This is a genomic window from Allobosea sp. LjRoot90 (assembly GCF_964254315.1).
GTDB lineage: Bacteria > Pseudomonadota > Alphaproteobacteria > Rhizobiales > Beijerinckiaceae > Allobosea.
Map to the genome: position 1 here is coordinate 188,558 of NZ_CAXUTF020000004.1, position 22,854 is coordinate 211,411.

The 22,854-nt window shown below is 66.7% G+C and carries 18 protein-coding genes; 7 read left to right on the top strand and 11 right to left on the bottom strand.

Annotation, left to right across the window (positions count from 1 at the left end; genetic code table 11):
- Positions 1-19 precede the first annotated feature (19 nt).
- Both ACSQ3M_RS16355 and ACSQ3M_RS16360 read right to left on the bottom strand, forming a co-directional pair.
- On the bottom strand, positions 20-724 hold the full coding sequence (locus ACSQ3M_RS16355; RefSeq protein WP_436151137.1) for a flavin reductase family protein: 705 nt from the start codon (positions 722-724) through the stop codon (positions 20-22).
- Positions 721-1,443, bottom strand: coding sequence for a GntR family transcriptional regulator (locus ACSQ3M_RS16360; RefSeq protein ID WP_436151534.1), 723 nt, complete (start codon positions 1,441-1,443; stop codon positions 721-723). Before ACSQ3M_RS16360 ends, ACSQ3M_RS16355 begins: the two co-directional genes overlap by 4 nt.
- A gap of 225 nt (positions 1,444-1,668) precedes the next feature.
- Here ACSQ3M_RS16360 and ACSQ3M_RS16365 point away from each other — a divergent pair, with 225 nt between their 5' ends.
- The 7 genes from ACSQ3M_RS16365 (at position 1,669) to ACSQ3M_RS16395 (ending at position 9,953) form a co-directional block, all read left to right on the top strand.
- Positions 1,669-3,237, top strand: a complete 1,569-nt coding sequence (locus tag ACSQ3M_RS16365) for an ABC transporter substrate-binding protein (RefSeq protein ID WP_436151138.1) — start codon at positions 1,669-1,671, stop codon at positions 3,235-3,237.
- Positions 3,238-3,361: 124 nt separating this feature from the next.
- Positions 3,362-4,354 (top strand): ABC transporter permease, encoded by a 993-nt coding sequence (locus ACSQ3M_RS16370; protein ID WP_436151139.1) that lies wholly within the window; start codon positions 3,362-3,364, stop codon positions 4,352-4,354.
- Positions 4,344-5,279 (top strand): ABC transporter permease, encoded by a 936-nt coding sequence (locus ACSQ3M_RS16375; protein WP_436151140.1) that lies wholly within the window; start codon positions 4,344-4,346, stop codon positions 5,277-5,279. The genes ACSQ3M_RS16370 and ACSQ3M_RS16375 overlap by 11 nt, the downstream gene beginning before the upstream one ends.
- Before the next feature lie 31 nt (positions 5,280-5,310).
- Positions 5,311-6,510 carry an amidohydrolase family protein gene (locus ACSQ3M_RS16380; protein WP_436151141.1) on the top strand — a complete coding sequence of 400 codons (1,200 nt, stop codon included), beginning with the start codon at positions 5,311-5,313 and terminating at the stop codon, positions 6,508-6,510.
- Positions 6,507-8,012 carry an amidohydrolase family protein gene (locus ACSQ3M_RS16385; protein ID WP_436151142.1) on the top strand — a complete coding sequence of 502 codons (1,506 nt, stop codon included), beginning with the start codon at positions 6,507-6,509 and terminating at the stop codon, positions 8,010-8,012. Before ACSQ3M_RS16380 ends, ACSQ3M_RS16385 begins: the two co-directional genes overlap by 4 nt.
- Complete coding sequence (locus ACSQ3M_RS16390) at positions 8,009-8,992, top strand: ABC transporter ATP-binding protein (RefSeq protein WP_436151143.1); 984 nt, start codon at positions 8,009-8,011, stop codon at positions 8,990-8,992. The genes ACSQ3M_RS16385 and ACSQ3M_RS16390 overlap by 4 nt, the downstream gene beginning before the upstream one ends.
- Positions 8,985-9,953, top strand: coding sequence for an ABC transporter ATP-binding protein (locus ACSQ3M_RS16395; RefSeq protein ID WP_436151144.1), 969 nt, complete (start codon positions 8,985-8,987; stop codon positions 9,951-9,953). The genes ACSQ3M_RS16390 and ACSQ3M_RS16395 overlap by 8 nt, the downstream gene beginning before the upstream one ends.
- A gap of 6 nt (positions 9,954-9,959) precedes the next feature.
- Here ACSQ3M_RS16395 and ACSQ3M_RS16400 read toward each other — a convergent pair whose 3' ends face one another.
- From ACSQ3M_RS16400 to ACSQ3M_RS16440, 9 genes are all read right to left on the bottom strand, one after another.
- Positions 9,960-11,663, bottom strand: coding sequence for an IlvD/Edd family dehydratase (locus ACSQ3M_RS16400; protein WP_436151145.1), 1,704 nt, complete (start codon positions 11,661-11,663; stop codon positions 9,960-9,962).
- 93 nt (positions 11,664-11,756) lie between these two features.
- On the bottom strand, positions 11,757-13,352 hold the full coding sequence (gene ggt / locus ACSQ3M_RS16405) for a gamma-glutamyltransferase (RefSeq protein ID WP_436151146.1): 1,596 nt from the start codon (positions 13,350-13,352) through the stop codon (positions 11,757-11,759).
- A 68-nt stretch (positions 13,353-13,420) separates the two neighbouring features.
- Positions 13,421-15,007, bottom strand: coding sequence for an ABC transporter substrate-binding protein (locus ACSQ3M_RS16410; RefSeq protein ID WP_436151147.1), 1,587 nt, complete (start codon positions 15,005-15,007; stop codon positions 13,421-13,423).
- 81 nt (positions 15,008-15,088) lie between these two features.
- Positions 15,089-15,796 carry a GntR family transcriptional regulator gene (locus ACSQ3M_RS16415; protein ID WP_436151148.1) on the bottom strand — a complete coding sequence of 236 codons (708 nt, stop codon included), beginning with the start codon at positions 15,794-15,796 and terminating at the stop codon, positions 15,089-15,091.
- A gap of 128 nt (positions 15,797-15,924) precedes the next feature.
- Complete coding sequence (locus ACSQ3M_RS16420; protein ID WP_436151149.1) at positions 15,925-17,076, bottom strand: glycosyltransferase family 4 protein; 1,152 nt, start codon at positions 17,074-17,076, stop codon at positions 15,925-15,927.
- The gene (locus tag ACSQ3M_RS16425; protein WP_436151150.1) at positions 17,073-18,101 is read right to left on the bottom strand and encodes a glycoside hydrolase family 5 protein; all 1,029 of its coding nucleotides are present in this window, start codon (positions 18,099-18,101) and stop codon (positions 17,073-17,075) included. The genes ACSQ3M_RS16420 and ACSQ3M_RS16425 overlap by 4 nt, the downstream gene beginning before the upstream one ends.
- Complete coding sequence (locus ACSQ3M_RS16430; protein WP_436151151.1) at positions 18,098-19,885, bottom strand: alpha/beta fold hydrolase; 1,788 nt, start codon at positions 19,883-19,885, stop codon at positions 18,098-18,100. The genes ACSQ3M_RS16425 and ACSQ3M_RS16430 overlap by 4 nt, the downstream gene beginning before the upstream one ends.
- On the bottom strand, positions 19,882-21,264 hold the full coding sequence (locus tag ACSQ3M_RS16435) for a lipopolysaccharide biosynthesis protein (RefSeq protein ID WP_436151152.1): 1,383 nt from the start codon (positions 21,262-21,264) through the stop codon (positions 19,882-19,884). The genes ACSQ3M_RS16430 and ACSQ3M_RS16435 overlap by 4 nt, the downstream gene beginning before the upstream one ends.
- Positions 21,261-22,487: a glycosyltransferase family 4 protein gene (locus tag ACSQ3M_RS16440; protein WP_436151153.1), complete on the bottom strand. Its 1,227-nt coding sequence runs from the start codon at positions 22,485-22,487 to the stop codon at positions 21,261-21,263. The genes ACSQ3M_RS16435 and ACSQ3M_RS16440 overlap by 4 nt, the downstream gene beginning before the upstream one ends.
- Between the last annotated feature and the right edge of the window lie 367 nt (positions 22,488-22,854).

Genomic DNA, 22,854 nt, shown 5'->3' on the forward strand with positions numbered 1-22,854 from the left:
GCGCAGGTAATGCATTCGTTCAGCGCCGGGCGGGCCGGGTACGCCGCGCCCTTGAGCGGTCGCCGCGCCAATCGGCGACGGACATGGTCGGCAGGTCGAAATAGTCGCGCGTCGTGGCGTAGCCATGCCCACCCATGCGGCCGATCGCGTCGAGCGCGACCGGATCGACATAGTGCTTCACCCGATCGACCGTGTCGGCGCGGAAATGGGCGTAGACGACCTCGCCCAGGATGATCTCGCGCGAATTGCCGATGCCGAGCGTGGTGTGGTGGCGGCATTCGAATGCGGCCGGCGCCTGACCGATCCAGGGGCAGGGCACCTTGACGCCGGGCATGGCGGTAAGGCCGGCCTCGGCGAGCTCGTCCGTGCCGGGCTCGAACGGCACGGCGCAAGCGTTCATGCCGTCGAGCAATGCGTCCGAGACGATGTTGACGGTGAAGGCGAGGCTCTCGCGGACATTGCGGCCGGTATCCTTCTGCCCGCCGGTCTGACGGTATTCGACGCCGAGCGCCAGGATAGCCGGGTCGGCCGAGAGGCAGTTGAAGAACGAGAACGGCGCGGCGTTGACGACGCCGTTGGCGTCGATCGTCGTCACCAGAGCAATCGGACGTGGCACCACGGCGCCGATCAAGAGCTTGTAGCGCTCGCGCGGGGTCAACGCAGCGAAGTCGAAGGTGACGATCTCGGCGGCAGCCGACCGATCCTGCGTCAGCGTCTGAGTCACGATGGGGTCAATCCTTCACTCAAGGCATAGGGGGCGAGCACGTCGCGGATGTCGCGCTCGGCGCGAGGGGCCAGCAAGGCACGCGTGACGACGGATTGGAGATGGTGGTCCATCAGGGCGGCGGCGCGGGCGGCGTCGCCGCTGCGCAGGGCCTCGATCAATTGGCGATGCTCCGATACGGCGCATTCCGAGGAATGCGGCCGGCCGTAGATGGCGAGGATCAGCGAACAGCGTGACGAGGCTTCCTGGACATAACGCAGGAGCAGGGCGTTGCCGGTCATCTCGGCAAGCTTGATGTGGAATTCGCCGGAAAGCCGGATCGATTCAGGCCCATCCTGACCGTGCGCCTTCTCCTCGAGCCGGACATGGGCCTCGAGCTCGGCCGCCTGCGCCGCGGTCAGCCGCCCCGCCAGGTTCTCGGCGACGAGCCGCTCCAGTCCGCGGCGGACATCGAAGACGTCGCGCGCCTCCTCCAGCGTCGGATAGGCGACATTGGCGCCGCGATTGGGCTTGAGCTCGACCAGGCCCTCGACGGCGAGCCGCCCGAAGGCCTCGCGCACCAAGGTGCGACTGACGCCGAGCTGTTCGCCGATCGAATCCTCCGGCAGCTTCATGCCGGGCTTCAGCGCCTGCTCGATGATGGCGCGTCGCAGCGCCTTGTAGACCGCCTGCGCACGCGGCACCGGCCCGCGCGTCTCGGTCTCCTTGCCATTGGTCATCGGCTTGTTCGCCAGGGATGGGCGGGTAGGGCGCGGCATCGGCTGAGTTTCCGCTTGTCTTCAATAATCGCATACAATACGATCCTTGTATCGTATGCAAGTATGCTCAATGATCGCACACGAGATGGCGCGGAAAGCGCCACGATGATCACAGAGGTGGCAACTGAACGGCATTCCCCGGTGCGCAAGGCGGGCCGGCGGCAAGCAATAAAAGGGGAGAGTTCGATGAAGAAGGCCTGGTTGCTGGCGGCTGTCGCCGCTTTCGCATTGAACGGCGCAGTCGAAGCCAAGACGCTGAAATGGGGCTCGGCGCGCGAGATCGCCTCGCTCGACCCCTACTCCTTCGGCGAGACCTTCACGCTCTCGGTCCTGAATCATGTCTATGAGGGGCTGGTGCGCTACACCGGCGATCTCAAGATCGAGCCGGCGCTGGCGGAATCCTGGGAGACGGTGTCGCCGACCATCTGGCGCTTCAAGCTGCGCCAGGGCGTCAAGTTCCACAACGGCAACCCATTCACGGCCGACGACGTGATCGCCTCGCTCCAGCGCGTCACCCACGACACTTCGCCGCTGAAGGGCAATCTGCCGGCCTATAAGAGCTCGAAGAAGATCGACGACTACACCGTCGAGATCGAGGTCAACGGCCCCTACCCGCTGCTGCTGAACGACCTCACCAACATCTTCATCTTCGACAAGGAGTGGATGGAGGCGAACAATTCGCTGCTGCCGACCGATTCCGGCAAGGGCGTGAAGGGCTATGCCACCGACAACGCCAACGGCACCGGCCCGTTCAAGGTCGAGAGCCGGCGCGCCGACTCCAAGACGATCTTCGCCAAGAACGCGAGCTGGTGGGACAAGCCGCAGCACAACATCGATGTGATCGAGTTCATCCCGATTACCTCATCCTCGACCCGCGTCGCGGCGATGCTCTCCGGCGAGATCGACTTCACAAATGTCGCGCCGCTGCAGGACCTGCCGCGCCTCACGGCCTCATCCGAGGTCAAGGTGCTGCAGACCAACGAACTGCGTTCGGTCTTCTTCGCCTTCAATCTCGGTGACAAGCTGGTCGAGAGCGACGTCAAGGACAAGAACCCCTTCAAGGACATCAAGGTGCGCGAGGCGCTCTACCGCGCCATCGACATCGACGCGGTGCAGAAGCGGGCGATGCGGGGCCTCTCGCGCAATACCGGCGCGCTCGTCGCCCCGGCGATCCCCGGCTACGAGCCGTCGCAGGACGAGCGCCTGCCCTTCGATCTTGCCGGCGCCAAGAAGCTGCTCGCCGATGCCGGCTATCCGAACGGCTTCTCCTTCGTGATGAACTGCCAGAGCGACTCGCTCGTCAACGAGGAGGAGTTCTGCCAGGCGGTGGCGGCGATGTGGTCGCGCGCCGGCCTGAAGCCGAATCTCAGCCTCGCGCCGCGTAGCCAGCAGGCGCCAAAGCGGGTGAAGGGCGATTTCGACGCGATCTCCTTCGGCTGGGCCAATGAGCCGATGATCGACGCCTATTCGCTCTTGGTGCAGGTGCTGCGCTCGAAGAGCGGCACGGGCGGCGTGTTCAACTGGGGCAATTGGGGCGATCCACGCATTGACGCGCTGGTCGACAAGTCCGGCGTCGAGCTCGATACGCCAAAGCGCATCGAGATGATGAAGGAGGCGCTGAAGATCGCCAAGGCCGAGCACCTCTTCATCCCGCTGCACCAGCAGCCGATGGCCTGGGCGATGCGCAACACGATCGCCTCGACGGTCCAGGCCTCGGACAACAAGCCGCGCCTGTGGCTGACCACGATGAAGTGAACGACCGGAGCGTCATGGCCGGGCTTGACCCGGCCATCTCGGAAACCAGCGCCTTCCCGTCCTGAGATTCTCGGGTCTTCGCTACGCTACGCCCGAGAATGACGACGGAAGACAGGAGCAACCGATGCCGGCCTTCCTCTTCAAGCGCTTCATCAATGCCGCCGGCGTCATGCTGGCGGTGGCGTTCCTCGCCTTTCTGACCTTCCGCTTCGTCGGCGATCCCGTCGAATTGATGCTGAACGAGCAGGCGAGCCAGGCGCAGCGCGACGAACTCCGCGTCCGGCTCGGGCTCGACAAGGGCTTCCTGCTGCAGTTCGCGACCTTCGTCGGCAACGCCGTACGCGGTGATTTCGGCATCTCCTACCGCAATCAGCAGGAGGTGTTCACGCTGATCGCCGAGCGTTTCCCGGCGACCTTCGAGCTGGTGCTGGTCGCGACCTTCCTGTCGCTGGCGGTCGGGATTCCGCTTGGGGTCTACACCGCGATTAAGCGCGACAGCCTGCTCGCCAAGGCGCTGCAATTCATCTCGGTGCTCGGCGTCTCCCTGCCGAGCTTCGCGCTCGGCATCCTGTTCATCCTGGTCTTCTCGGTGACGCTGCAATGGCTGCCGGCCTTCGGGCGCGGCGAAGTTGTGCAGCTCGGCTGGTGGAGCACCGGGCTGCTGACGGCGTCCGGCCGCAAGGCGCTGATCCTGCCCGGCATCACGCTCTCGCTGTTCCAGATCACGCTGGTGATGCGGTTGGTGCGCGCCGAGATGCTGGAGACGATGCGGACAGATTTCATCCGCTTCGCCCGCGCCAGGGGCTTGCCCTCTCGCTCGGTCCATTTCCGCCATGCCCTGCGCAATTGCCTGATGCCGGTGATCACCGTTACCGGCCTGCAGATCGGCAATCTGATCGCCTTCGCGCTGGTGACCGAGACAGTGTTCCAGTGGCCGGGCATGGGCATGCTCTTCGTCCAGGCGGTCACTTTCGTCGATATCCCGGTGATGGCGGCCTACCTGATCGTCGTCTCCTTCATCTTCGTCTCGCTCAACACGCTGGTCGACCTGACCTATGCCTGGGTCGACCCGCGGCTGCGCGAGGATGCGCTGACGGGAGGCGCCAATGCCCGCTGAAGCCGCCGCCAAGCCCGGATATCTCCGCCGCTTCCTCGACAGCGATGTCGGCTGGAGTTTCCGGCGCACGCCTGCCGCCTGGCTCTCGGCGCTGGTGCTGGCGATCCTGATCCTGACCGCATTGTTCTGCCCGCTGATCGCGCCGCAGAACCCGCACGATCTCGCCCAGATCTTCATCGACAAGGCCGAGATCCCGCCGATCTGGTCGCAGGACGGCGAATGGCCGTTCCTGCTCGGCACCGATCCGCAAGGGCGCGACGTCTTCTCCGCCATCCTCTACGGCACGCGGGTCTCGCTGATCATCGGCTTTTCGGCGGTTATGGTCTCGATGGTGATCGGCGTCTCGCTCGGGCTGATCTCCGGCTTCTATGGCGGGCGGATCGACAACCTGCTGATGCGGCTCGGCGACACCGTGCTGTCGATCCCGACGCTGCTGATGGCGATCCTGGTCTCGGCGATCTTCCGCGAGTTGCTGCCGCCCGGCCTGCGCGATCCCTTCGCCGCGGCGGTGCTCGTCGTCTCGATCGCGCTGACGAACTGGGTGCAATATGCCCGTACGGTGCGCGCCTCGACCATGGTCGAGCGGCGCAAGGAGTATGTACTGGCGGCGCGGATCATCAAGGTTCCCGCCAACCGGATCATGCGCCGGCACATCCTGCCGAACACGCTGACCCCGGTGATGGTCGCCGCCACCCTCAATCTCGGCCTCGCCATCCTGTCGGAAGCGACGCTGTCCTTCCTCGGCGTCGGCATGCCGATCACCCAGCCCTCGCTCGGGACGCTGATCCGGATCGGCAACCAGTATCTGTTCTCCGGCTCCTGGTGGCTCGTCGTCTTCCCCTCGCTGCAGCTCGGCCTGATCGTCCTTTCGGTCAACCTGCTCGGCGACTGGCTGCGCGACGCCCTGAACCCGAAGCTGCGCTGACGACAAGAAACGAAAAGAGGATACGCCTGCGATGACCGCCTCCCTGCTGCTGCGCAATGTCCGTCCCTATGCCGGCAAGGCCGTCGACCTGCTGATCGAGAACGGCAAGATCACGCAGGTCGGTGCGAATCTGTCAGCGCCCGCCGGCGTCGCAGTCGAGGATGGCAAGGGCGAGATCGTCATTCCCGGTCTGGTCGAGGCCCATACCCATCTCGACAAGAGCCTCTTGGGCCTACCCTGGTACGTAAACGAGGTCGGCCCCAAGCTGCTCGACAAGATCGACAATGAGCGGATGAACAAGAAGCGGCTCGATATCGATCCCGCGCGCCAGTCCGCCCGCCAGAGCATCCTCTCCTCGCTCAAGGGCACGACCCATATCCGCAGCCATGTCGATGTCGACACCGAGCACGGCATGTGGGGCGTCGAGGGTGTGATGGCGACCCGCGATGCCTATCGCGACATCGTCGACATCGAGCTCGTCGCCTTCCCGCAATCGGGGCTGCTGCGTCGGCCGGGCACGCTCGAACTGATGGATCAGGCGATGAAGGCCGGCTGCGAGATCGTCGGCGGGCTCGACCCCTGCACGATCGACCGCGACCCAAAGGGCCATCTCGATGCCGTCTTCGAGCTCTGCCAGCGCTATGGCAAGCCGCTCGACATCCATCTGCACGAGCCGGGCGAGGTCGGCGCTTTCTCGCTCGACATGATCATCGAGCGCACTCGCGCGCTCGGGATGACCGGCAAGGTCACGGTCAGCCACGCCTTCTGCCTGGGCACGCCCGACCCCGCTTTGATCGACCCGTTGATCGATCAGCTCGCCGAGCTCGACATCGCGATCATGACGACAGCGCCGGCGAGCCGTCCGGCCCCGCCGGTGAAGAAGCTGCTCCAGGCCGGTGTGCGTGTCTGCTCCGGCTCCGACGGCATCCGCGACACCTGGAGCCCGTATGGCAATGGCGACATGCTGGAACGGGCGATGTTCGTCGGCCTGCGCAACAACTTCCGCCGCGACGACGAGGTCAGGCTGGCGCTCGATGTCTGCACGACGGAAGGCGCCAAGGTGATGGAGATCGAGGGCTATGGGCTCGCTGTCGGCTGCGTCGCCGATCTCGTCCTGCTGCCGACCGAATCGATCGCCGAAGCCGTCGCGACCCGCCCGCCGCAGCGCCGCGTGATCAAGCGCGGCAAGGTCGTCGCCCGCGACGGCGTCTCGATCAGGACCACGCCGTGACCCTGCAAGCCGCCAAACGGCCGGAAGGCCGCATCCTGCTGACGGCGCGCTGGCTCGTCGGCCACCGCGACGGGCGCCATCGCCTCTATGAGAATGGCGAGATCGTCTTCGAAGATGGCGAGGTCGTCTTCACCGGCCATCGTTTCCTCGGCGAAGTCGCCAGGAGGATCGATTATGGTAACGCCGTGATCGGGCCGGGCTTCGTCGATCTCGACGCGCTCTCCGATCTCGACACCACCATCCTCGCCTATGACAACCAGCCGGCCTGGAAGAAAGGCCGGGTCTGGCCGCGCAGCTATCTCGAGGCCGGCCCCTACGAGATGTATTCGCGCGAGGAGCTTGCTTTCCAGAAGAAGCACGCCTTCGCGACCTTGATCCGCAACGGCATCACCACGGCGCTGCCGATCGCCTCGCTATTCTACCGGGCCTGGGGCGAGACCGTCGAGGAGTTCGAAGATGCGGCCGAGGTTGCCGCGACCTTGGGCCTGCGGGCCTATCTCGGCCCGGGCTATCGCACCGGCAACCAGCTGGTTGAGGCCGATGGCCGCATCGTCACCCACTACGACGAGGAACGCGGCCTCGCCGAACTCGATGGCGCGCTCGACTTCTGTGAGCGTCATGAAGGCGCGGCCGGCGGGCTGATCCGCACCATGCTGGCGCCGGACCGGATCGAGACGTCGACCACCGAGCTTTTGCGCCGCACGGCGGCGGCCGGGCGCGATCTCGATGTGCCGGTGCGCCTGCATTGCTGCCAGTCGAAGATCGAATACGACCTCGTCCTCGCCCAGCACGGCATGAGCCCGCCGGAATGGCTGGAGAGTCTCGGCTTCTTGAGCGAGCGCTGCCTGCTGCCGCATGGCACGGTCGTCTCCGGCAGCCGCCTTGTCGAGCGTCCTGGCCGCGATCTCGAGATCATCCGCGATGCCGGCGCGGCGATCGTGCACTGCCCGCTGGTCTCCGGCCGGCACGGCAATGCCATCGACCATTTCGGCCGCTACCGCGCCATGGGCCTCAAGATCGGCATGGGCACCGACACCAGCCCGCCCGATATGATCATGAACCTGCAGGTCGGCATGATCCTGGCCCGGACCATGGCCGGCAGCGCAACAGCTGTGCGCAGCGAGGATTATTACGATGCGGCCACCATCGGCGGAGCGGACGCGCTCGGCCGGCCCGATCTCGGCCGGCTTCAGCCGGGTGCGCGCGCCGACATCACCGTCTTCGCGCTCGACCGGCCGCATAGCGGTCAGGTGATCGACCCGATCCAGACCATGCTGCTCACCGGCCATGGCCGCGACGTCTCGACCGCGATTATCGACGGGCGCTTCGTCATGGAGGACCGCGTCATCCCCGGCATCGATGAGGCCGCCGACAATGCCCGTGCGCAAAAGCAGTTCGAGGGCGTGATGGCACGCTATCCGCAGCGCACCTTCGGCAACCCGCCAATGAGCGAGATCTTCTCGTCGAGCTACGCGATTGAACGCCGGGAGGACGCCGCGTGAACGCCCAAACAGCGCTGCTATCGGTCCGCGATCTGCGCATCGTCTTCGACGGGCGGCGCGGGCCGCTGACGGCGCTCGACGGCGTCTCCTTCGAGATCGCGCCAGGCGAGATTCTCGGTGTCGTCGGCGAGTCCGGCGCTGGCAAGTCACTGACCGGTACGGCGGTGATCGGCCTGCTCGATCCGCCAGGAGGGCTGGCGGGCGGCGAGATCAAGCTGTCGGGCCAGCGCATCGACAATCTGCCGGCCGAGGCGATGCGCAAGCTGCGCGGCCGCCGGATCGGCGCGATCTTCCAGGATCCGCTGACCTCGCTGCACCCGCTGCTGACCGTCGGCGAGCAATTGATCGAGACGATCACGACGCATCTGCCGGTCGGCAAGGCCGAGGCACGCAAGCGCGCGCTCGACCTGCTCAAGGAGGTCGGCATCCCCGCGGCCGAAACGCGGATCGACCATTACCCGCACCAGTTCTCCGGCGGCATGCGCCAGCGCGTGGTGATCGCGCTGGCGCTCTGCGCCGAGCCGATATTGATCATCGCCGACGAGCCGACGACGGCGCTCGACGTCTCGATCCAGGCGCAGATCACGACGCTGCTGAAGCGGCTCTGCCGCGAGCACGGCACGGCGATCATGCTGGTGACCCACGATATGGGCGTGATCGCCGAGACGGCCGATCGGGTCGCTGTGATGTATGCCGGGCGCATCGTCGAGATCGGCCCGGTCGAGGAGGTGACGCGCCGGCCGCGCCACCCCTATACCGCCGGTTTGATGGCCTCGATCCCGAGCGTCCATCGCCGCAATGCCGAGCTCAACCAGATCGACGGCTCGATGCCGCGGCTGAACGCCATTCCCGCTGGCTGCGCCTTCAATCCGCGCTGCGGCTTCGCCACCGATTTCTGCCGCGAGAACAAGCCCGGCCTGCCGGTCTCCGGCCATGCCGCCGCCTGCCATTTCCCGCTTCAGGAGGCGGCTCATGGCTGAGGCGAACACCATCCTCGAAGTCGCATCCGCCTCCTGCCGCTTCGATGTCTCGGCGCCGGCCCTGTCGCGGCTGTTCTCGCACGAGCCGCGTCGCATCCTACGGGCGGTCGAGAATGTCTCCTTCAGCGTTCAACGCGGCACGACCTTCAGCATCGTCGGCGAATCCGGCTGCGGGAAGTCGACGCTGGCGCGCATGGTCGTCGGGCTGCAGCGGCCGACGCAGGGCATGCTGGATTTCAAGGACATCAAGCGCGCCGACGGCTCGGTCGGGCCGCCGCGCGTACAGATGATCTTCCAGGACCCTTACGCCTCGCTCAATCCGCGCTGGCGTGTCGGCGACATCATCGCCGAGCCGATCCGCGAACTGAAGCTGCGCAAGGACGAGAACGAGACGGCCAGCCGCGTCGGCGACCTCCTGGAGATCGTCGGCCTGTCGCGGGCAGATGCGAGCCGCTTCCCGCACGAGTTCTCCGGCGGCCAGCGCCAGCGCATCTCGATCGCCCGGGCGCTGGCGACCGAGGCGGACTTTTTGGTCTGCGACGAGCCGACCTCGGCGCTCGACGTCTCCGTCCAGGCGCAGATCCTCAATTTGATGGTCCGCCTGCAGAAGGAATTCGGGCTGACCTATCTCTTCATCAGCCATAACCTCTCGGTGGTCCGGCATATGTCCGACCATCTCGCCATCATGTATCTCGGCCGCTTCGTCGAGAGCGGTCCGGCAGAAGAGGTCTTCGCCCGGCCGCGCCATCCCTATACGCGGCTGCTGCTCGACACGATCCCCGATGTCGAGAAGCCGAACCGCGAGCGCCGGCCGATGTCGGGCGAGGTGCCGAGCCCGATCGCGCCGCCGCCGGGCTGCGCCTTCCATCCGCGCTGCGTGCAGGCGGTCGAGCGCTGCCGCGTCGAGGCGCCGGTACTGCGCCGGGACGGCGCGCTCGAAATCGCCTGTCACCTGGCCTGAGGCCGCTCAGCAGAAGTCGAAATCGACGCCCTCGTCGGCCTGGAGCACGTGCTCGTCATAGAGCCGGTCATAGCCGCGGCGTGCCTTCGCGACCGGCTGCGGCAGCGCTGCCCGGCGCGCCGTAAGCTCGGCCTCGTCGACCAGCAGATCGAGCCGCCGCTCACGCACGCTGAGCCGGATGCGATCGCCATTACGGACCAAAGCAAGCGGACCGCCGACCGCCGCCTCCGGCGCGACATGCAGCACGATTGCGCCATAGGCGGTGCCGGACATGCGGGCGTCGGAGATCCGGACCATGTCCTTGACGCCCTTGGCCGCGAGCTTGCGCGGGATCGGCAGATAGCCGGCTTCCGGCATGGCGGCGGCGCTTTTCGGGCCGGCGTTCTGCAGGACGAGGATGTCATCGGCCGTGACATCGAGATCGGGATCGTCGATGCGGGCGGCGAGGTCTTCCAATGACGAGAAGACGACGGCGCGGCCCTCATGCTCGAGCAGGCGCTTCTCGGCCGCGGCGCGCTTGACGATCGCGCCGCGCGGAGCGAGCGAGCCGAACACCGCGACGAGGCCGCCATCGGGATCGACCGGGTCTTCACGCGAGCGGATGATCGTGCGGTCGAGCTGGTCGATCAGGGGCTCGTCGATCAATTCGCCCAGCGTCTTGCCGGTGATCGTCATGCAGTCGAGATGCAGGAGATCACGCAACTCGCGGAGCACGGCCGGCACGCCGCCGCCGGCGAAGAAGTCCTCCATGTAGTTGTCGCCAACCGGCTTGAGGTTCACCAGCACCGGGGTCTCGTCGGAAAGCTGGTTGAGGCGGTTGAGGTCGACCTTGATGCCGGCGCGGCGGGCGATGGCGGCGAGATGCACCACGGCGTTGGTCGAGCCGGAGATCGCCAGCAGCATGCGCCAGGCGTTTTCGATCGCCTGCTCGGTGACGATCTGGCGCGGCAGCAGGGTCTGCGTGCCGATCAGTTCGACCGCGCGCTTGCCGCTCGCCTCGGCGCAGCGCAGCCGGTCGGCATGGACAGCAGGGATCGCAGCCGAGCGCGGCAAAGCGAGCCCCAGCGTCTCGGCGATGCAGGCCATGGTCGAGGCGGTGCCCATCACGGCGCAGGTGCCGGCGGTGGTCGCAAGCCGCCCTTCGACAACGTCGATCTCCTCCTGGTCGATCTCGCCGGCGCGGAAACGGGCCCAGAAGCGGCGGCAATCGGTACAGGCGCCGAGGCGTTCGCCCTTGTGGCGGCCGGTCGACATCGGCCCGGCGACGAGCTCGACGGTCGGGACATTGGCGGAGAGCGCCGCCATCAATTGCGCCGGCACGGTCTTGTCGCAGCCGCCCATCAGCACGACGGCGTCGATCGGCTGGGCCCGGATCATCTCCTCGGTGCCCATCGCCATCAGGTTGCGGAACTTGAGGCTGGTCGGGTTGAGGAAGACCTCGCCGAGCGAGATCGTCGGGAACTCGACGGGGAGGCCGCCGGCCATCAGCACGCCGCGCTTCACCGCCTCCAGCAACTCGGGGAAATGCCGGTGGCAGTTGTTGAAGCCGCTATAGGTGTTGGCGATGCCGACGATCGGCCGCGCCAGCGCCTCGTCGGAATAGCCCATGGAGCGGGCGAAGGAGCGGCGCAGATAGGCGGCGAACTCCGGGTCGCCGTAATTGGTCAGCCCGCCGGCGATGCCGCGTCGCTTTGGTTCGTCGCCCGCCATGCCCGCTTCTCCCTCGACTTGTTCTGAGGAGAAGCTTGCCGGGATCGCCGGCGCTGTCGAGGCCGCCCCATGCAGGGCGGCCTCGCGCTGGGTTCAGTAGCCGAGGGCGCAACCATCCTTGCGCGGGTCGGAGCCGCCGGTCAGCGTGCCCTTCTCCCAATCGATCCAGATCGCCTGGGCGCCGCCCATCGGCGATTTCGGCGGCTGGACGTCGAAGCCGCGCGCCGTGAGCGCCGCGCCGACGCTGTCGCGCAGGCGGCTTTCAGTCTCCACGGTGTTCGTACCAGGCAACGGGAAGAGGCGGGGCAGGTCGATCGCCTCCTGCAGATCGAGGCCATGATCGAACAGCTTGGCCAGGAAATGGGCGTGACCCATCGCCTGGTAGTGTCCGCCCATGACGCCGAAGGGCATGACGACGCGGCCATTCTCGGCGAGCATGCCGGGGATGATCGTATGCATCGGCCGCTTGCGCGGGGCAATCGCATTGGGATGGCCCTGCTTCAGCACGAAGCTCTGGCCGCGATTATGGAAGAGCACGCCGGACTTCTTGGTCATCAGCCCGCTGCCATAAGGCGAGAAGATCGAGTTGATGAAGGAGACGGCGTTGCGGTCCTTGTCGACGACGCTGATGTAGACGGTGTCCTTGTGCTCGGCGCCGCCGGGGATGGCCGGCAGCGGGTCGAGCGCACGCTGCGGATCGATCATCCCGGCGAGCTCGTCGGCGAGCTTGTCCGACAGTAGATGCTCGACCGGCACCTCGGCCTTGCTGGGATCGGCGAGGAAACGATCGCGGGCGGCGTAGGCGAGGCGGGTTGCCTCCAGCTCGATGTGGAGGTTCTCGACCGCGAGCGGCCCACCCTTGGGCTGGAAGCGCTCGAGGATCTTCATGATCAGCAGCGCGATGACACCCTGACCATTGGGCGGGCACTCATAGACAGTGCGGCCGCGGAAGCTGGCGCTGATCGGCTTGACGTATTCGCCCTCGGCTGCGGCGAAGTCGTCGAGGGTATGCAGGCCACCGGCAGCCTTGAGATAGTCGACCATCTCCCGGGCGATCTCGCCGCGATAGAAGGCGTCGCGGCCTTCGCGGCCGATCGCCTCAAAGGTCTCGGCCAGGGCCGGCTGGCGCTGGACGGTGCCGGCCGGCGGGGCCTGCCCGCCGACCAGGAAGGTCGCGGCGGCGTTGGGGTCCTGGATCAGCAGGTCGCGCTGGGCGGCGAGGTCGTAGGCGACGCGCGGCGTCAGGGCATAGCCATCGCGGGCATAGGCGATGGCCGACGCGAGGATCTCCGAGAGCGGCAGGCGGCCATGATCCTTGTTGAGGCGCGTCCAGGCATCGATCGCGCCCGGCACGGTGACGACATGCGGCGAGTGCCGTTCCAGCGTGGTGATGCCGGCCTTCTCGTACCAATCCAGCGTCGCGGCGGCAGGCGTGCGGCCAGAGCCGTTATAGGCGATGACGTCGGTCGAGCCGCCACGCGAATGGAGCACGAAGCAGTCGCCGCCGATGCCGGTCGAACCGGCTTCGACGACGCATTGCACGGCGCAGGCGGCGATGGCGGCGTCGATCGCATTGCCGCCGGCCTTCATGATGTCGAGCGCGGCGAGCGTCGAGGCGGGATGCGAGGTCGCTGCCATCGCGTTGCGGCTGATGGCGAGGGAGCGACCGGGAAGCTCTAGATCACGCATGGAAGAGGCTTTCGTGGAAACGTGGCCGGCATTGGTTGCCGGCCATTGAGGCAGGGAGCGAAGGGCGTTCAGCCCTTGCGCAGATTGGTGAAGACCGGGACGCCGTTCAGCATGCCCGTCAGGTTCTTGCGATAGGCAACCGGCTGCAGGTACTGGCCGGCTGGGACATAGGGCACGTCCTGCACCGCCTGGAGCTCGATCTCGCGGGCGATCGCCTTTTGCTGGGTGGGATCGGCGGCGGCGAGCCAGCGGGCGCGCAGCGCCTCGATCTGCGGGCTGTCGGGCCAGCCCGGGCTGCCCTTGGCGCCGTTGCCGCGCAGCGGGGAACTCGTCGCCGGCGAGCCGAGATCGAGCCCGGACCAGTAAGTGATGTAGCAGCTCCAGCCGCCCTGCTCGACCGGGCTGCGATTGCCGATGCGCTGCAGCACCGTGCCCCAGTCGGCTGCGACGAAGTCGACATTGACGCCGATCTTATTCAGCGCATCGGCCGCGACATCGCAGACCAGGGCGATGCGCGGCACATCCTGCGCTGCGAGGAACACCACTCTCTCGCCCTTGTAGCCTGCGGCAACGAGTTCCTGCTTGAGCTTGCCGAAATCCTTCGGTCCCTTCAGAGCCGGAGCGACGACATCCGAAGCCATGGGCGAGTTGTTCGGGAAGAAGCCGATGCTGCCGCGCTCGACCTGCGGATCGCCGCCGCAGACCGCGTTCATGCAGTCCTCCTGGTCGATCGCCTTGAGGATGACGCGGCGGATCGCCGGGTTGTTGAAGGGCGGCTGCAGATGGTTCAGCCGCAGCTGCCCGGCCATACCGGTCCGGTCCTTCACCTCGACCACGATGTTCGGATCCTTCCGCAGCAGCGGCAGGAGATCGATGATCGGCTGTTCGACCCAGTCGACCGCGCCGGTCTGCAGCGCCGAGACCGCGGTCGCGGCATCGGGCATGACGTTGAATTCGATGCGGTCGAGATAGGGCGTGCGCGGCCCTGCGGTGAAGCTCGGCGTGCCGCCGGAACGTGGGACGTAACCTTCGTGCCGGGCATAGACATGGCGGGCGCCGGCGATGCGCTCGGCGGTGAGATAGCGATAGGGGCCGCTGCCGATCGCCTCAGGGATCTGCTTGAACGGGTCGGTCTGTGCGAGGCGCTCCGGCATGATCGCGGCGACGAGCGCGCTCGGGCGGGCGAGCGCCGCCGGCAGATGCGGGAAGGGCGCCTTCAGCCGGAAGACGATGGTGCGGTCGTCCGGTGCCGAGATCTCGTCGGTCGCGGCCATCAGCGCCTGGCCGAAGGTGTCGCGCACGCCCCAGCGCCTGATCGAGGCGACGGCGTCGCGCGCCAGCACCTTGCTGCCATCATGGAAGACGAGGCCGGGCCGCAGCGTCAGCGTCCAGCGCTTGCCGTCATCCTCGACGACATGGCCCTCGACCATTTGGGGCTGTGGCTGGAACTGGTCGTCGAGCCCGTAGAGCGTGTCCCAGACGAGCAGCGCATGGGTGCGCGTCGAGTAGCCGTTGGTCCAGATCGGATCGATGATCGCGACGTCGGAATAGGGCACGAAGCGCAGGGTCTTGGCATCCTGCGCGCTGGCGAGATGCGGTGCTGCCGGCAGGAAGACCGTCGCGGCAGAGGCTTTCAGGAATTGGCGTCGATCCATTGTGATTCCCCTCGTTCTTTTGGCTGATCCTCGGGCGTCCTCGGGATAGCGGCCTTCTTGCGAGCCGCCGCGTCGTTTGGTTCAGATCTGCGCGCTGGCCGGCAGGGTCGATGGAACGCCTGCCGCCTGGCCGCGGCTGCGCAGGAACTCGGCGAGGCGCGGCGCAGTGCGCAGGACGTGGTCGCGCATCACCGCCTCGGCATGCTCGGCGTCACCGGTCCTGATCGCCTCGACGACCTCGTCCTGGCGCTCGGTGGCGTGAGCGGGCTGGGCGACGTGGTGGAGCCAGACGCGCATGTACGGCTCGACGGCGATGTGCAGCGCGGCGATCTGGGAGATCAGCTTCGGCCGCCCGCTCAAGCCGCAGATATAGGCGTGGAAGGCCTGGTGCTTGCCGAGCCAGTCGGCGCCGCCGGCCGCGCCGGCGCGATGCATGCGAACGACATGGTCGTCGAGCTCGGCCAGCGCCGCTGCGTCGAAGCGCGGCATGGCGAGACGAACCGCAAGACCTTCGAGTACGGAGCGGATCTCGAAGAGCTCGTAGATCTCCTCGATGGTCAGGCCGGAGACGATGCAGCCGCGATTGGGACGGATGAGGACGAGGCCCTCATTGGCGAGGCGCTGAAAGGCCTCGCGCACCGGCATGCGGCTCATGGCGAGCTCGCGCGCGATCGTCTCCGGGATCAATCGTTCGGCAGGCTGGTAGCGGCCGCTGCGGATGTCCTGCAGGATGGCCCGGTAAGCCTCGTCCTGCGCCGTTGCGGCCATCCCCTTGGAGGCGAAGCTCATCCCGTTCCCCTGCGACTCGCTGGCACTCAATCAGCAATTTTGTATGAGTGTATCCACTATTACAAAGCCAGAAATCGACCGCGCGCAAGGGCTTCCTTGCGTCGGCGGAGAGTGGTTGCGTCGAGGGGTCAGAGCGCCGCGGCGTAGAACTCGAGATAGCGGCGGGTGACCTCGTTCCAGGAATAGGATGCGAGGTCAGACAGGCGTGGGCGCGTATTGCCGGGGAAGCGGACGAGATCGGCATGGGCCTGCTCGACGGCCGCCGCTGCTTCCTCCGGATCGGCGAAGTCCACTGTCCGCACGACGGGAAACTTGCTGGCGAGGCCTGCGAAGGCGGCATTGGGCTGCACGATCGGCACGAGGCCGGCGCTCATCGCCTCGACCAGAGCGAGCCCGAAGCCCTCGAATTCGGAGGCCGAGACGAAGAGCGAGGCACGGCTCATCACCGCCCTCGCCGCGGCATCGTCGAGCCCGAGATGCAGCGTCACGTTCTGTTCCATGCCGGCGCTTGCGATCGCCGTCCGCAGCGCGTCCTCAGTCCAGTCCGAGGCGACGCCGAGCATGTCGAGATGCCAGTTCGGCTCGCGCCGCGCCAGCGCCACCATCGTCGCGATCAGCCGGTCCGGGCGCTTGTTCTTGGAGAAGCGCCCGATGCTGACGAGGCGGCGCTGCGGCTCGGGGCTGGAGGCGCCGGCAAACTTGTCGAGATCGACACCGTTCTCGATCACCCGGACCTTGCCCGGCGCGATGCGTTCGAACATGCGGGCATCGTTGCTGCTGCAGCCGGCGATGGCGCGATAGGCCTGGGCCGAGAGCCGCGTCGGGCCGTTGAACCAGAGCTTCTTCAGGCTGGCGAAATCGCCGGTGTGGAAGAAGCCGCCATGGGTGGTGGCGACGAGCGGCTTGCGATGCAGCAGCCAGCAGAGAGCCAGCGCATCGAAGAAGAAATCGACCGCATGGACATGGACGAGGTCGGCATCGCGCAGATGGGCAAAGACCTGCGGTGCGAGCGGATAGCGCGTCGAGCCGCGGAAGGGGATGCGGGTGACGGGAATGCCGTCGATGATGTCGCTCGCCGGCAGGGCGAGGTCCGGCTGCGAGAACAGGCGATCGAGCGTCACCACGGATGGTCGCAGGCCGACGGCCAGCTGTGCCCGGCAGAGATTGGCGACGACATCCTCGAGCCCGCCGCGATTGGGCAGGAACTGGCGCACGACATGGACGATGCGCGTGCCGGCCGGTACTGCGGGCGCCGAGCGGTGGGAGAACGGGACGGTCACGGCTTGGCCTCCGGGCCGCACATAGCAGTAGGCTTCTTCGCCTTGAAGCGCTGAGCCAGCAGCTTCATCTGCGGGCGCTCGCCGGCCGGGGTCGGATCCAGGTTGAAGACATAGTCCGCCGGCCACCAGGCCCCGGCGCCCCAGGCTGTCCAGCCCAGCCATTGCTGCGGGCTGGCGTCGAGCTTCGTCACCATCTGCCTGAGCGCAGTCAGGCATTCCGGTTTGTTCGAGGCGGCGAACTCGCCGAGAAAGCCGCGGCGGCCGTTCGCCTTGAGCCAGGCTGTGACGTCGTCGATCCCCTTCAGCGCGCCGGCAGCGGCCGAGCATTCCGCGGCGCGGCCGGAATAGTCGGCGTCGAGATATTGATGGAAGTCGTAGGCGTAGCGGTCGAGCGGGTCGACGACGCCGAGCAGATCGCGGCCGTTGTTGCCGACGGGGAGGTCGGAGGTCCAGCTATGGGCACCGCCGAAGGCCGTGCCGGTGACCAGGAGGAGCTGCTTGGCGCCTGCCTTGCGGATCGCGGCGATGGCGGTGTTCTGGATCTTGGTCCAGTTCGCGCTGTTGATGTCGTAGGGCTCGTTCATCAGCGAGAAGACGAGCTTGGGACGGTCGCGGTAATGCTGTGCGAGCTTGCCCCAGATATCGGCCAGCGCTTCGGCCGGGAGCTCGGCCGAGCCGAGCTGCTTCTTGGCGTAATAGCCGTAATTATGCAGGTCGATGATGGCGACGAGCCCGGCCTCCTCGATCCGGCGGACCGTCTGGTCGAGATAGGCGAGCTCCATGATCTCCAGCGAGCCGTTGAGCTGCGGCTGGAGGCGCTCCCAGCGGAAGGGCAGGCGGATGGCGCTCATGCCGAGCTTGCCGAGGCGCTGGATCGCCGCCTCGCTCGGATACGTATAGTCGGTATCGACCTTGCCCGGCAGGTCGCCGAACTCGGCACCCGACAGGTTGACGCCGCGCAGGCAGATTTCGGCTTGCGCGGGCAAGGCGGCGACCAGCGCCAAAGCGAGAAGGACTGACCTCACGGCGCGACGATCCTGAGCAGCGCATCGAGCAGGCGTTGCCCAGCGGCGAGGTGCGTGAAGTTGTGGTCGGCGTCCGGGATCATCGTCAGCGAGGCGTTGGGATAGACGGCGAGGCCCTTGCCGGCCTCGCCGAAATAGGTCTGGAGCTCGGCCAGCCCGACATCGCCATCGGCATAGAGTAGCGATAGTGCGACCTTGCGCTCGGCCAGCACGGCGAAATGGCGATGGCATTGATGATGGAGCCGGCCATGCTTGGTCAGTCGGCCGAGCATGGGCGCGAGCTTGACCGAAAGCTTCTTGCGATAGCGGTAGATGAGATAGCGCCCGGCCGGTCCGACACGGAGCTTTCCGGTGAGCAGGCGGCGCAGTCCGTCCTTGCGGGCCAGCGTTGCGCCGAGATCGCCGGCGCTGCGATGGGCATAGCGGATCGCATCCTCGACGCTTTCGTCGGGGTCCCAGACGAAGCGCTCATTGTTGACGATGACGAGGCGGCGGATGCGCGCGTCGATGACGGCGGCATGGAAGGCGGCATAGGCGCCGCTGCAGCGGCCGATCAGGACCGGAGCGTCGAAGCCGCGCGCCTGCATGGCGTCGATGGCGAGGCGGACATCGTCGATCTGCGCCTGCGAATAGAGAATCTCCTCCGGACCGTCGGCAGCCACTCCGCTGTCGCCGACGCTGCTGGCATCGAAGCGCAGCGAGGCGGTGCCACGCACTGCGAAGGCGCGCGCCTGGCTCACGCTGACCCGGGCCCAGCCGATATGATAGTCGCGGCCGGCATTGACGAAGATGATGGGCTCGCGCGCCGCCGGCCCGAGTGGCTCGCAAAGCACGCCGAAGAGGCGGCCGTTCGGGCCGAAGCGGATCGGGCGTTCGACGAAGCTGTCGCCGAGCACGCCTTCCGCCGGGCCGGGCAACTGGGGCGTCCTGATGCCGACGGGAGCAGAGCCCGTCGCCTCGGCTCGTTCCACGATCCAGTCGACGATACCAGCGATCGTCGCCTTGGGCGGGCGGGCCGCAGTCGGATCAGTGGTCAGCGTCTCGTAGCCTTGATAGACGCGCTGCGTCACGGCGGCGCCGAGGCCGGTGAGCGCTTCGGCCAGGGCCGCGTCGCCGCCATGACCGGATCGAGACAGTAGCAGGACCTGTTCGGACGGCGCTTGCCGGAGCGCGCTTGTTCCGAGCGTCGCGATTGCCGGCAGGCGGCCGGGCGCGATGCGCAGGCCGGCCACGGCGCAGCGGGTGTCGTCATCTGGGTCGGTGCCGATGCCGATCCGGTCCGAGACGATCCGCGTCCAGGCCGCAAGCTCGCGCAGATAGCGCTTGCCATTGCCGACCGGCGCCATGAGGACGGTTGCCGCGATCGGCGCGAGATCTTCGGCGAGCTTGAGCGCCAGCGTTCCGCCGAGTCCCTGGCCGAGCAGGACGAGGCGCTCACAGCCGCTGGAACGGCGCAGCAACTCCGCGGCGGCGCGGACCGTCTCGAACCAATCGTCCAGTCCTTGCGGATCGGCGGCTTCTTGCGCATCGCCCTGACCGGGATAGTCGAAGCGCAGGCAGGCGATGCCCTTGTCCGCCAGCGCCTGTGCCAGGCTGCGCCAGGTCGCGCGCAAGCAGAGCTCCTCATAGCCGACGGCGCCGAGCATCAGCACCGCGAACGGGGTATGGCCGGCATGGAAGACACCCATGCTGCGGCCGAAGCTCACCGGCGTGCCGAAGGGCGAGGGCGCCGTCGCGGACAGCTCGCTGGCCGGCTCCATGCGATAGGCTGCGGCTACCGTCATCGACCGGCTCCCTCAGTGGCACGGTCCGTCGGCAGCGGGGTTGCCTTGTCCGCCGGCGCGCCGCCGAAGAGGAAGGGCCGGATGAAGGCGGTGGCCATATTGTCGATCCGCCATTTCTCTTTGATCCAATACCAGGCGGCGAGGCTCGAGGCGGTGCTGAAGATCAGTCCGGCGATGGCGATGCCCATCAGCCCGCCGACCCGCGCCAGCCCGTAGAGCAGGCCGAGATAGATGACGAACATGATCGCCCGCGCGATCAGGAAGAAACGCTCGCCGCCGCCGATCATCAGCAGCCAGGAGCCGGGGCCGAAGAAGGACAGCGAGACCGAGAGCACGCAAAGCGCGGTGAGCACATCGGCATGCCGGACGAACTCCGGATTGAACAGGTGCAAGATGAAGGGCGCGACGACGGTGAGCGCCAGCGCGCCCAGCAACGAGATGCAGAAGCTCGCAAAGGAGAGCCGGCCGATCAGCAACTGCGCGCCGGCCGTGTCGGATTTCTGGAAGCGGGCGGCGATCATCGGGATGCCGACGGTGTCGATCGCCGCGAGAGGCAGCAGCAGCAGCATGGCGATGCGCAGTGCGACGAAATAGAAACCGGCCTCGTTCAGGCCGAGCAGGGCGCCGATCAGGATGGTCTCGAGATAGGCCGAGGCGGAATTCAGGACGTTGTTGGCGATGAAGTAGCCGCTCTCGCGGCGCCAGTCCGCATGTGTCTGCGATGGGATCCGCCGGTGCGCGCCGAGCCAGCTCAACCCCTCGTCACGAAGAAACATCACGCCCTGATAGAGCGTGGTGGCGGCAAGCAGGCCCGTGGCGATCGCCATCGCCCCCGCGCCACCTGTCAGGATGCCACCGAAGCCGGCGGCGGCGATGCACAGGATTGAGCTGCCGCGCCAGACGATCTCGCGCGGCACCAGCGACATGTTGATGCGGCCGTGGATGCGGAAATAGTTCTGCAGGTATTCGCTGAGCGCGAAGATCGCGGCGAAGACGAAAGCGAGCCAGAGATAATGATAGGTCGGCGGCAGCCGCTCGGCGAAGAGCCAGAGCGGCAGGGCCGCAGCCAGCAGCACGAAACAGCCGAGCGCGAGCCAGCGGGCATTGACCCCGAGAAGCGCCTGGTTGAGCGGGTGGCCGCTCGCCTCGGTCCGGCGGTAATGCTTGACGACGAGGATCTGCTGGCCGAGCACCGCGATCAGCCCGAGCGCGCTGCCGATCGAGAACAGGAAGACGTAGAGCCCGTATTCCTGCGTCGGCAGGAAATGGCTCGCGACCAGAAGCACGAAGAAGCTCAGCAGCGTGCTGCTGAAGCGCGAAGAGAAGGCGGGCAGGAAGCGGCCTGCTCCGGTCCATGCCAGCTCCAGCAACGCCTTCACGTCCGGACCTCCCGCGGTTGCAGGAGGGTGCCTTCGGCCGGCTTGCCGACTAGGCTGTCGAAGACGGCGCCATAGGCAGCGGCAATGCGGTCCGGCGTATAGCGCGCCGCCGCGGCAAGCGCGCCGGCCGATTGCGTCGCGACGAGCGTGCGGTCGCGGGCAAAGGCCATGATCGCTTCCGCCAGCGCCGCATCGTCGCCGGGCTCGAACAGGGCGCCGTTGACACCAGGCTGGATCGTTTCGGGGATGCCGCCGGATTTTGCGCCGATCACCGGGACGCCATCGGCGAAGGCCTCGATCACCACCCGGCCGAAAGGCTCGCGGAACAGCGAGGGGGCGGCCAGGACATCGATCTGCGGCAGGAACTCGTCCGGCTTGGTCCAGCCGAGGAAGCGGGTGTTATGGGCCGGGAAGCGGCCGGGCAGCGCCTCGGCGTACTCGCTCTGGCCACTGCCGGCGATCAGGAACTCGACCGGCTCGGCCTGCAGCCTGTGGGCCGCGGCGGCGAGCGTGTCGAGGCCCTTGATCGGATCGTGAACGCCGATGAAGCCGACGCGCAGCGGGCGGCCAATGGGCGGTGCGGTGCGAGGCAGGGCGCCGGGCACAGGCGCGATCGCGCCGGGGATCGGGTGCGTGGTCGCGTTCGGGAAATAGCCGTGCTCGAGATGACGGCCGATGATGAAATTCGTCTCGCCGATGACAGCATCGACGAAGCGCGAACTGAGCTTCTTGCCGTACGAGGTCGCCTGGCAAGACGTGCAGGCGCGGCCGCAATTGTCGCCGCCACGCCACATGCTGCCCTTCCAGCAGAGCAAGAAGGTGCTGCGCAGGATATGTGCGATGGGTACGCCGCAGCTGTTCGCCGCCGCCCAAGTCGCGACATTGATGTTCTCGATCGAGTCGGTCAGCACGATGTCCGGGCGCAGGCGCCTGATCTCGCGGCGCATGACCAGGAAGGCGCGCGGGTTGAAATTCTCGAGCGCATGCCAGATCGCCTTCTTCCAGGTCGGGCGCGGCAGCCGGTAGTTCCAGTCGATGTTGAGCGAGCGCAGGCGATGCACCGGCACGCCGTCATAGATCTCGTGCCGGTCCTCGCCGGAGACGTTCACCACGGTCAGATCATGGCCGGCGGCACGCAGCAGCTTGGCGACAATCATCGCCGAGATCGGCCCGCCACCGTCGATGAAAGGCGGGAAAGCTGCACAGGCCATCAGGATACGCATGCGGTCTGGACCTGTCCTCGTCACGGCGCGTTTGCTGGGCCGGCCTTTCCCTTTGGTAGGGATACCCGGCACGAGCTAAGCAAACGTTGGCGTGGCCGGGGGATTTCTTCCTGTTGTAAACGGGGCGTGAACGGGATCGCGCGGATCGCGGCTGCGCAATCGAAAAGGGCGTCTGATACCGCCAACTTTCGTAAATATTGATCTATCATCGACTGCAGCAAAGCGAAATATTCCTTTTGCATGCGCTGGTTATTTAGTTAATTTTCAAATATTCATGACCTCTAATATTTGGATAGAATTGTAATTAGTTTGTTACCGAAATATTAACCACAGCTCGACAGGATGCGCGGTGGAATTCCAGCCGAGC

What these genes read in the sequence shown, in the direction of transcription:
- ACSQ3M_RS16360 (WP_436151534.1), bottom strand. Translation starts at nt 1,443, where the DNA reads ATGACCAATGGCAAGGAGACCGAGACGCGCGGGCCGGTGCCGCGTGCG.
- ACSQ3M_RS16365 (WP_436151138.1), top strand. Translation starts at nt 1,669, where the DNA reads ATGAAGAAGGCCTGGTTGCTGGCGGCTGTCGCCGCTTTCGCATTGAAC.
- ACSQ3M_RS16370 (WP_436151139.1), top strand. Translation starts at nt 3,362, where the DNA reads ATGCCGGCCTTCCTCTTCAAGCGCTTCATCAATGCCGCCGGCGTCATG.
- ACSQ3M_RS16375 (WP_436151140.1), top strand. Translation starts at nt 4,344, where the DNA reads ATGCCCGCTGAAGCCGCCGCCAAGCCCGGATATCTCCGCCGCTTCCTC.
- ACSQ3M_RS16380 (WP_436151141.1), top strand. Translation starts at nt 5,311, where the DNA reads ATGACCGCCTCCCTGCTGCTGCGCAATGTCCGTCCCTATGCCGGCAAG.
- ACSQ3M_RS16395 (WP_436151144.1), top strand. Translation starts at nt 8,985, where the DNA reads ATGGCTGAGGCGAACACCATCCTCGAAGTCGCATCCGCCTCCTGCCGC.
- ACSQ3M_RS16400 (WP_436151145.1), bottom strand. Translation starts at nt 11,663, where the DNA reads ATGGCGGGCGACGAACCAAAGCGACGCGGCATCGCCGGCGGGCTGACC.
- ggt (WP_436151146.1), bottom strand. Translation starts at nt 13,352, where the DNA reads ATGCGTGATCTAGAGCTTCCCGGTCGCTCCCTCGCCATCAGCCGCAAC.
- ACSQ3M_RS16410 (WP_436151147.1), bottom strand. Translation starts at nt 15,007, where the DNA reads ATGGATCGACGCCAATTCCTGAAAGCCTCTGCCGCGACGGTCTTCCTG.
- ACSQ3M_RS16415 (WP_436151148.1), bottom strand. Translation starts at nt 15,796, where the DNA reads ATGAGCTTCGCCTCCAAGGGGATGGCCGCAACGGCGCAGGACGAGGCT.
- ACSQ3M_RS16430 (WP_436151151.1), bottom strand. Translation starts at nt 19,885, where the DNA reads ATGACGGTAGCCGCAGCCTATCGCATGGAGCCGGCCAGCGAGCTGTCC.
- ACSQ3M_RS16440 (WP_436151153.1), bottom strand. Translation starts at nt 22,487, where the DNA reads ATGCGTATCCTGATGGCCTGTGCAGCTTTCCCGCCTTTCATCGACGGT.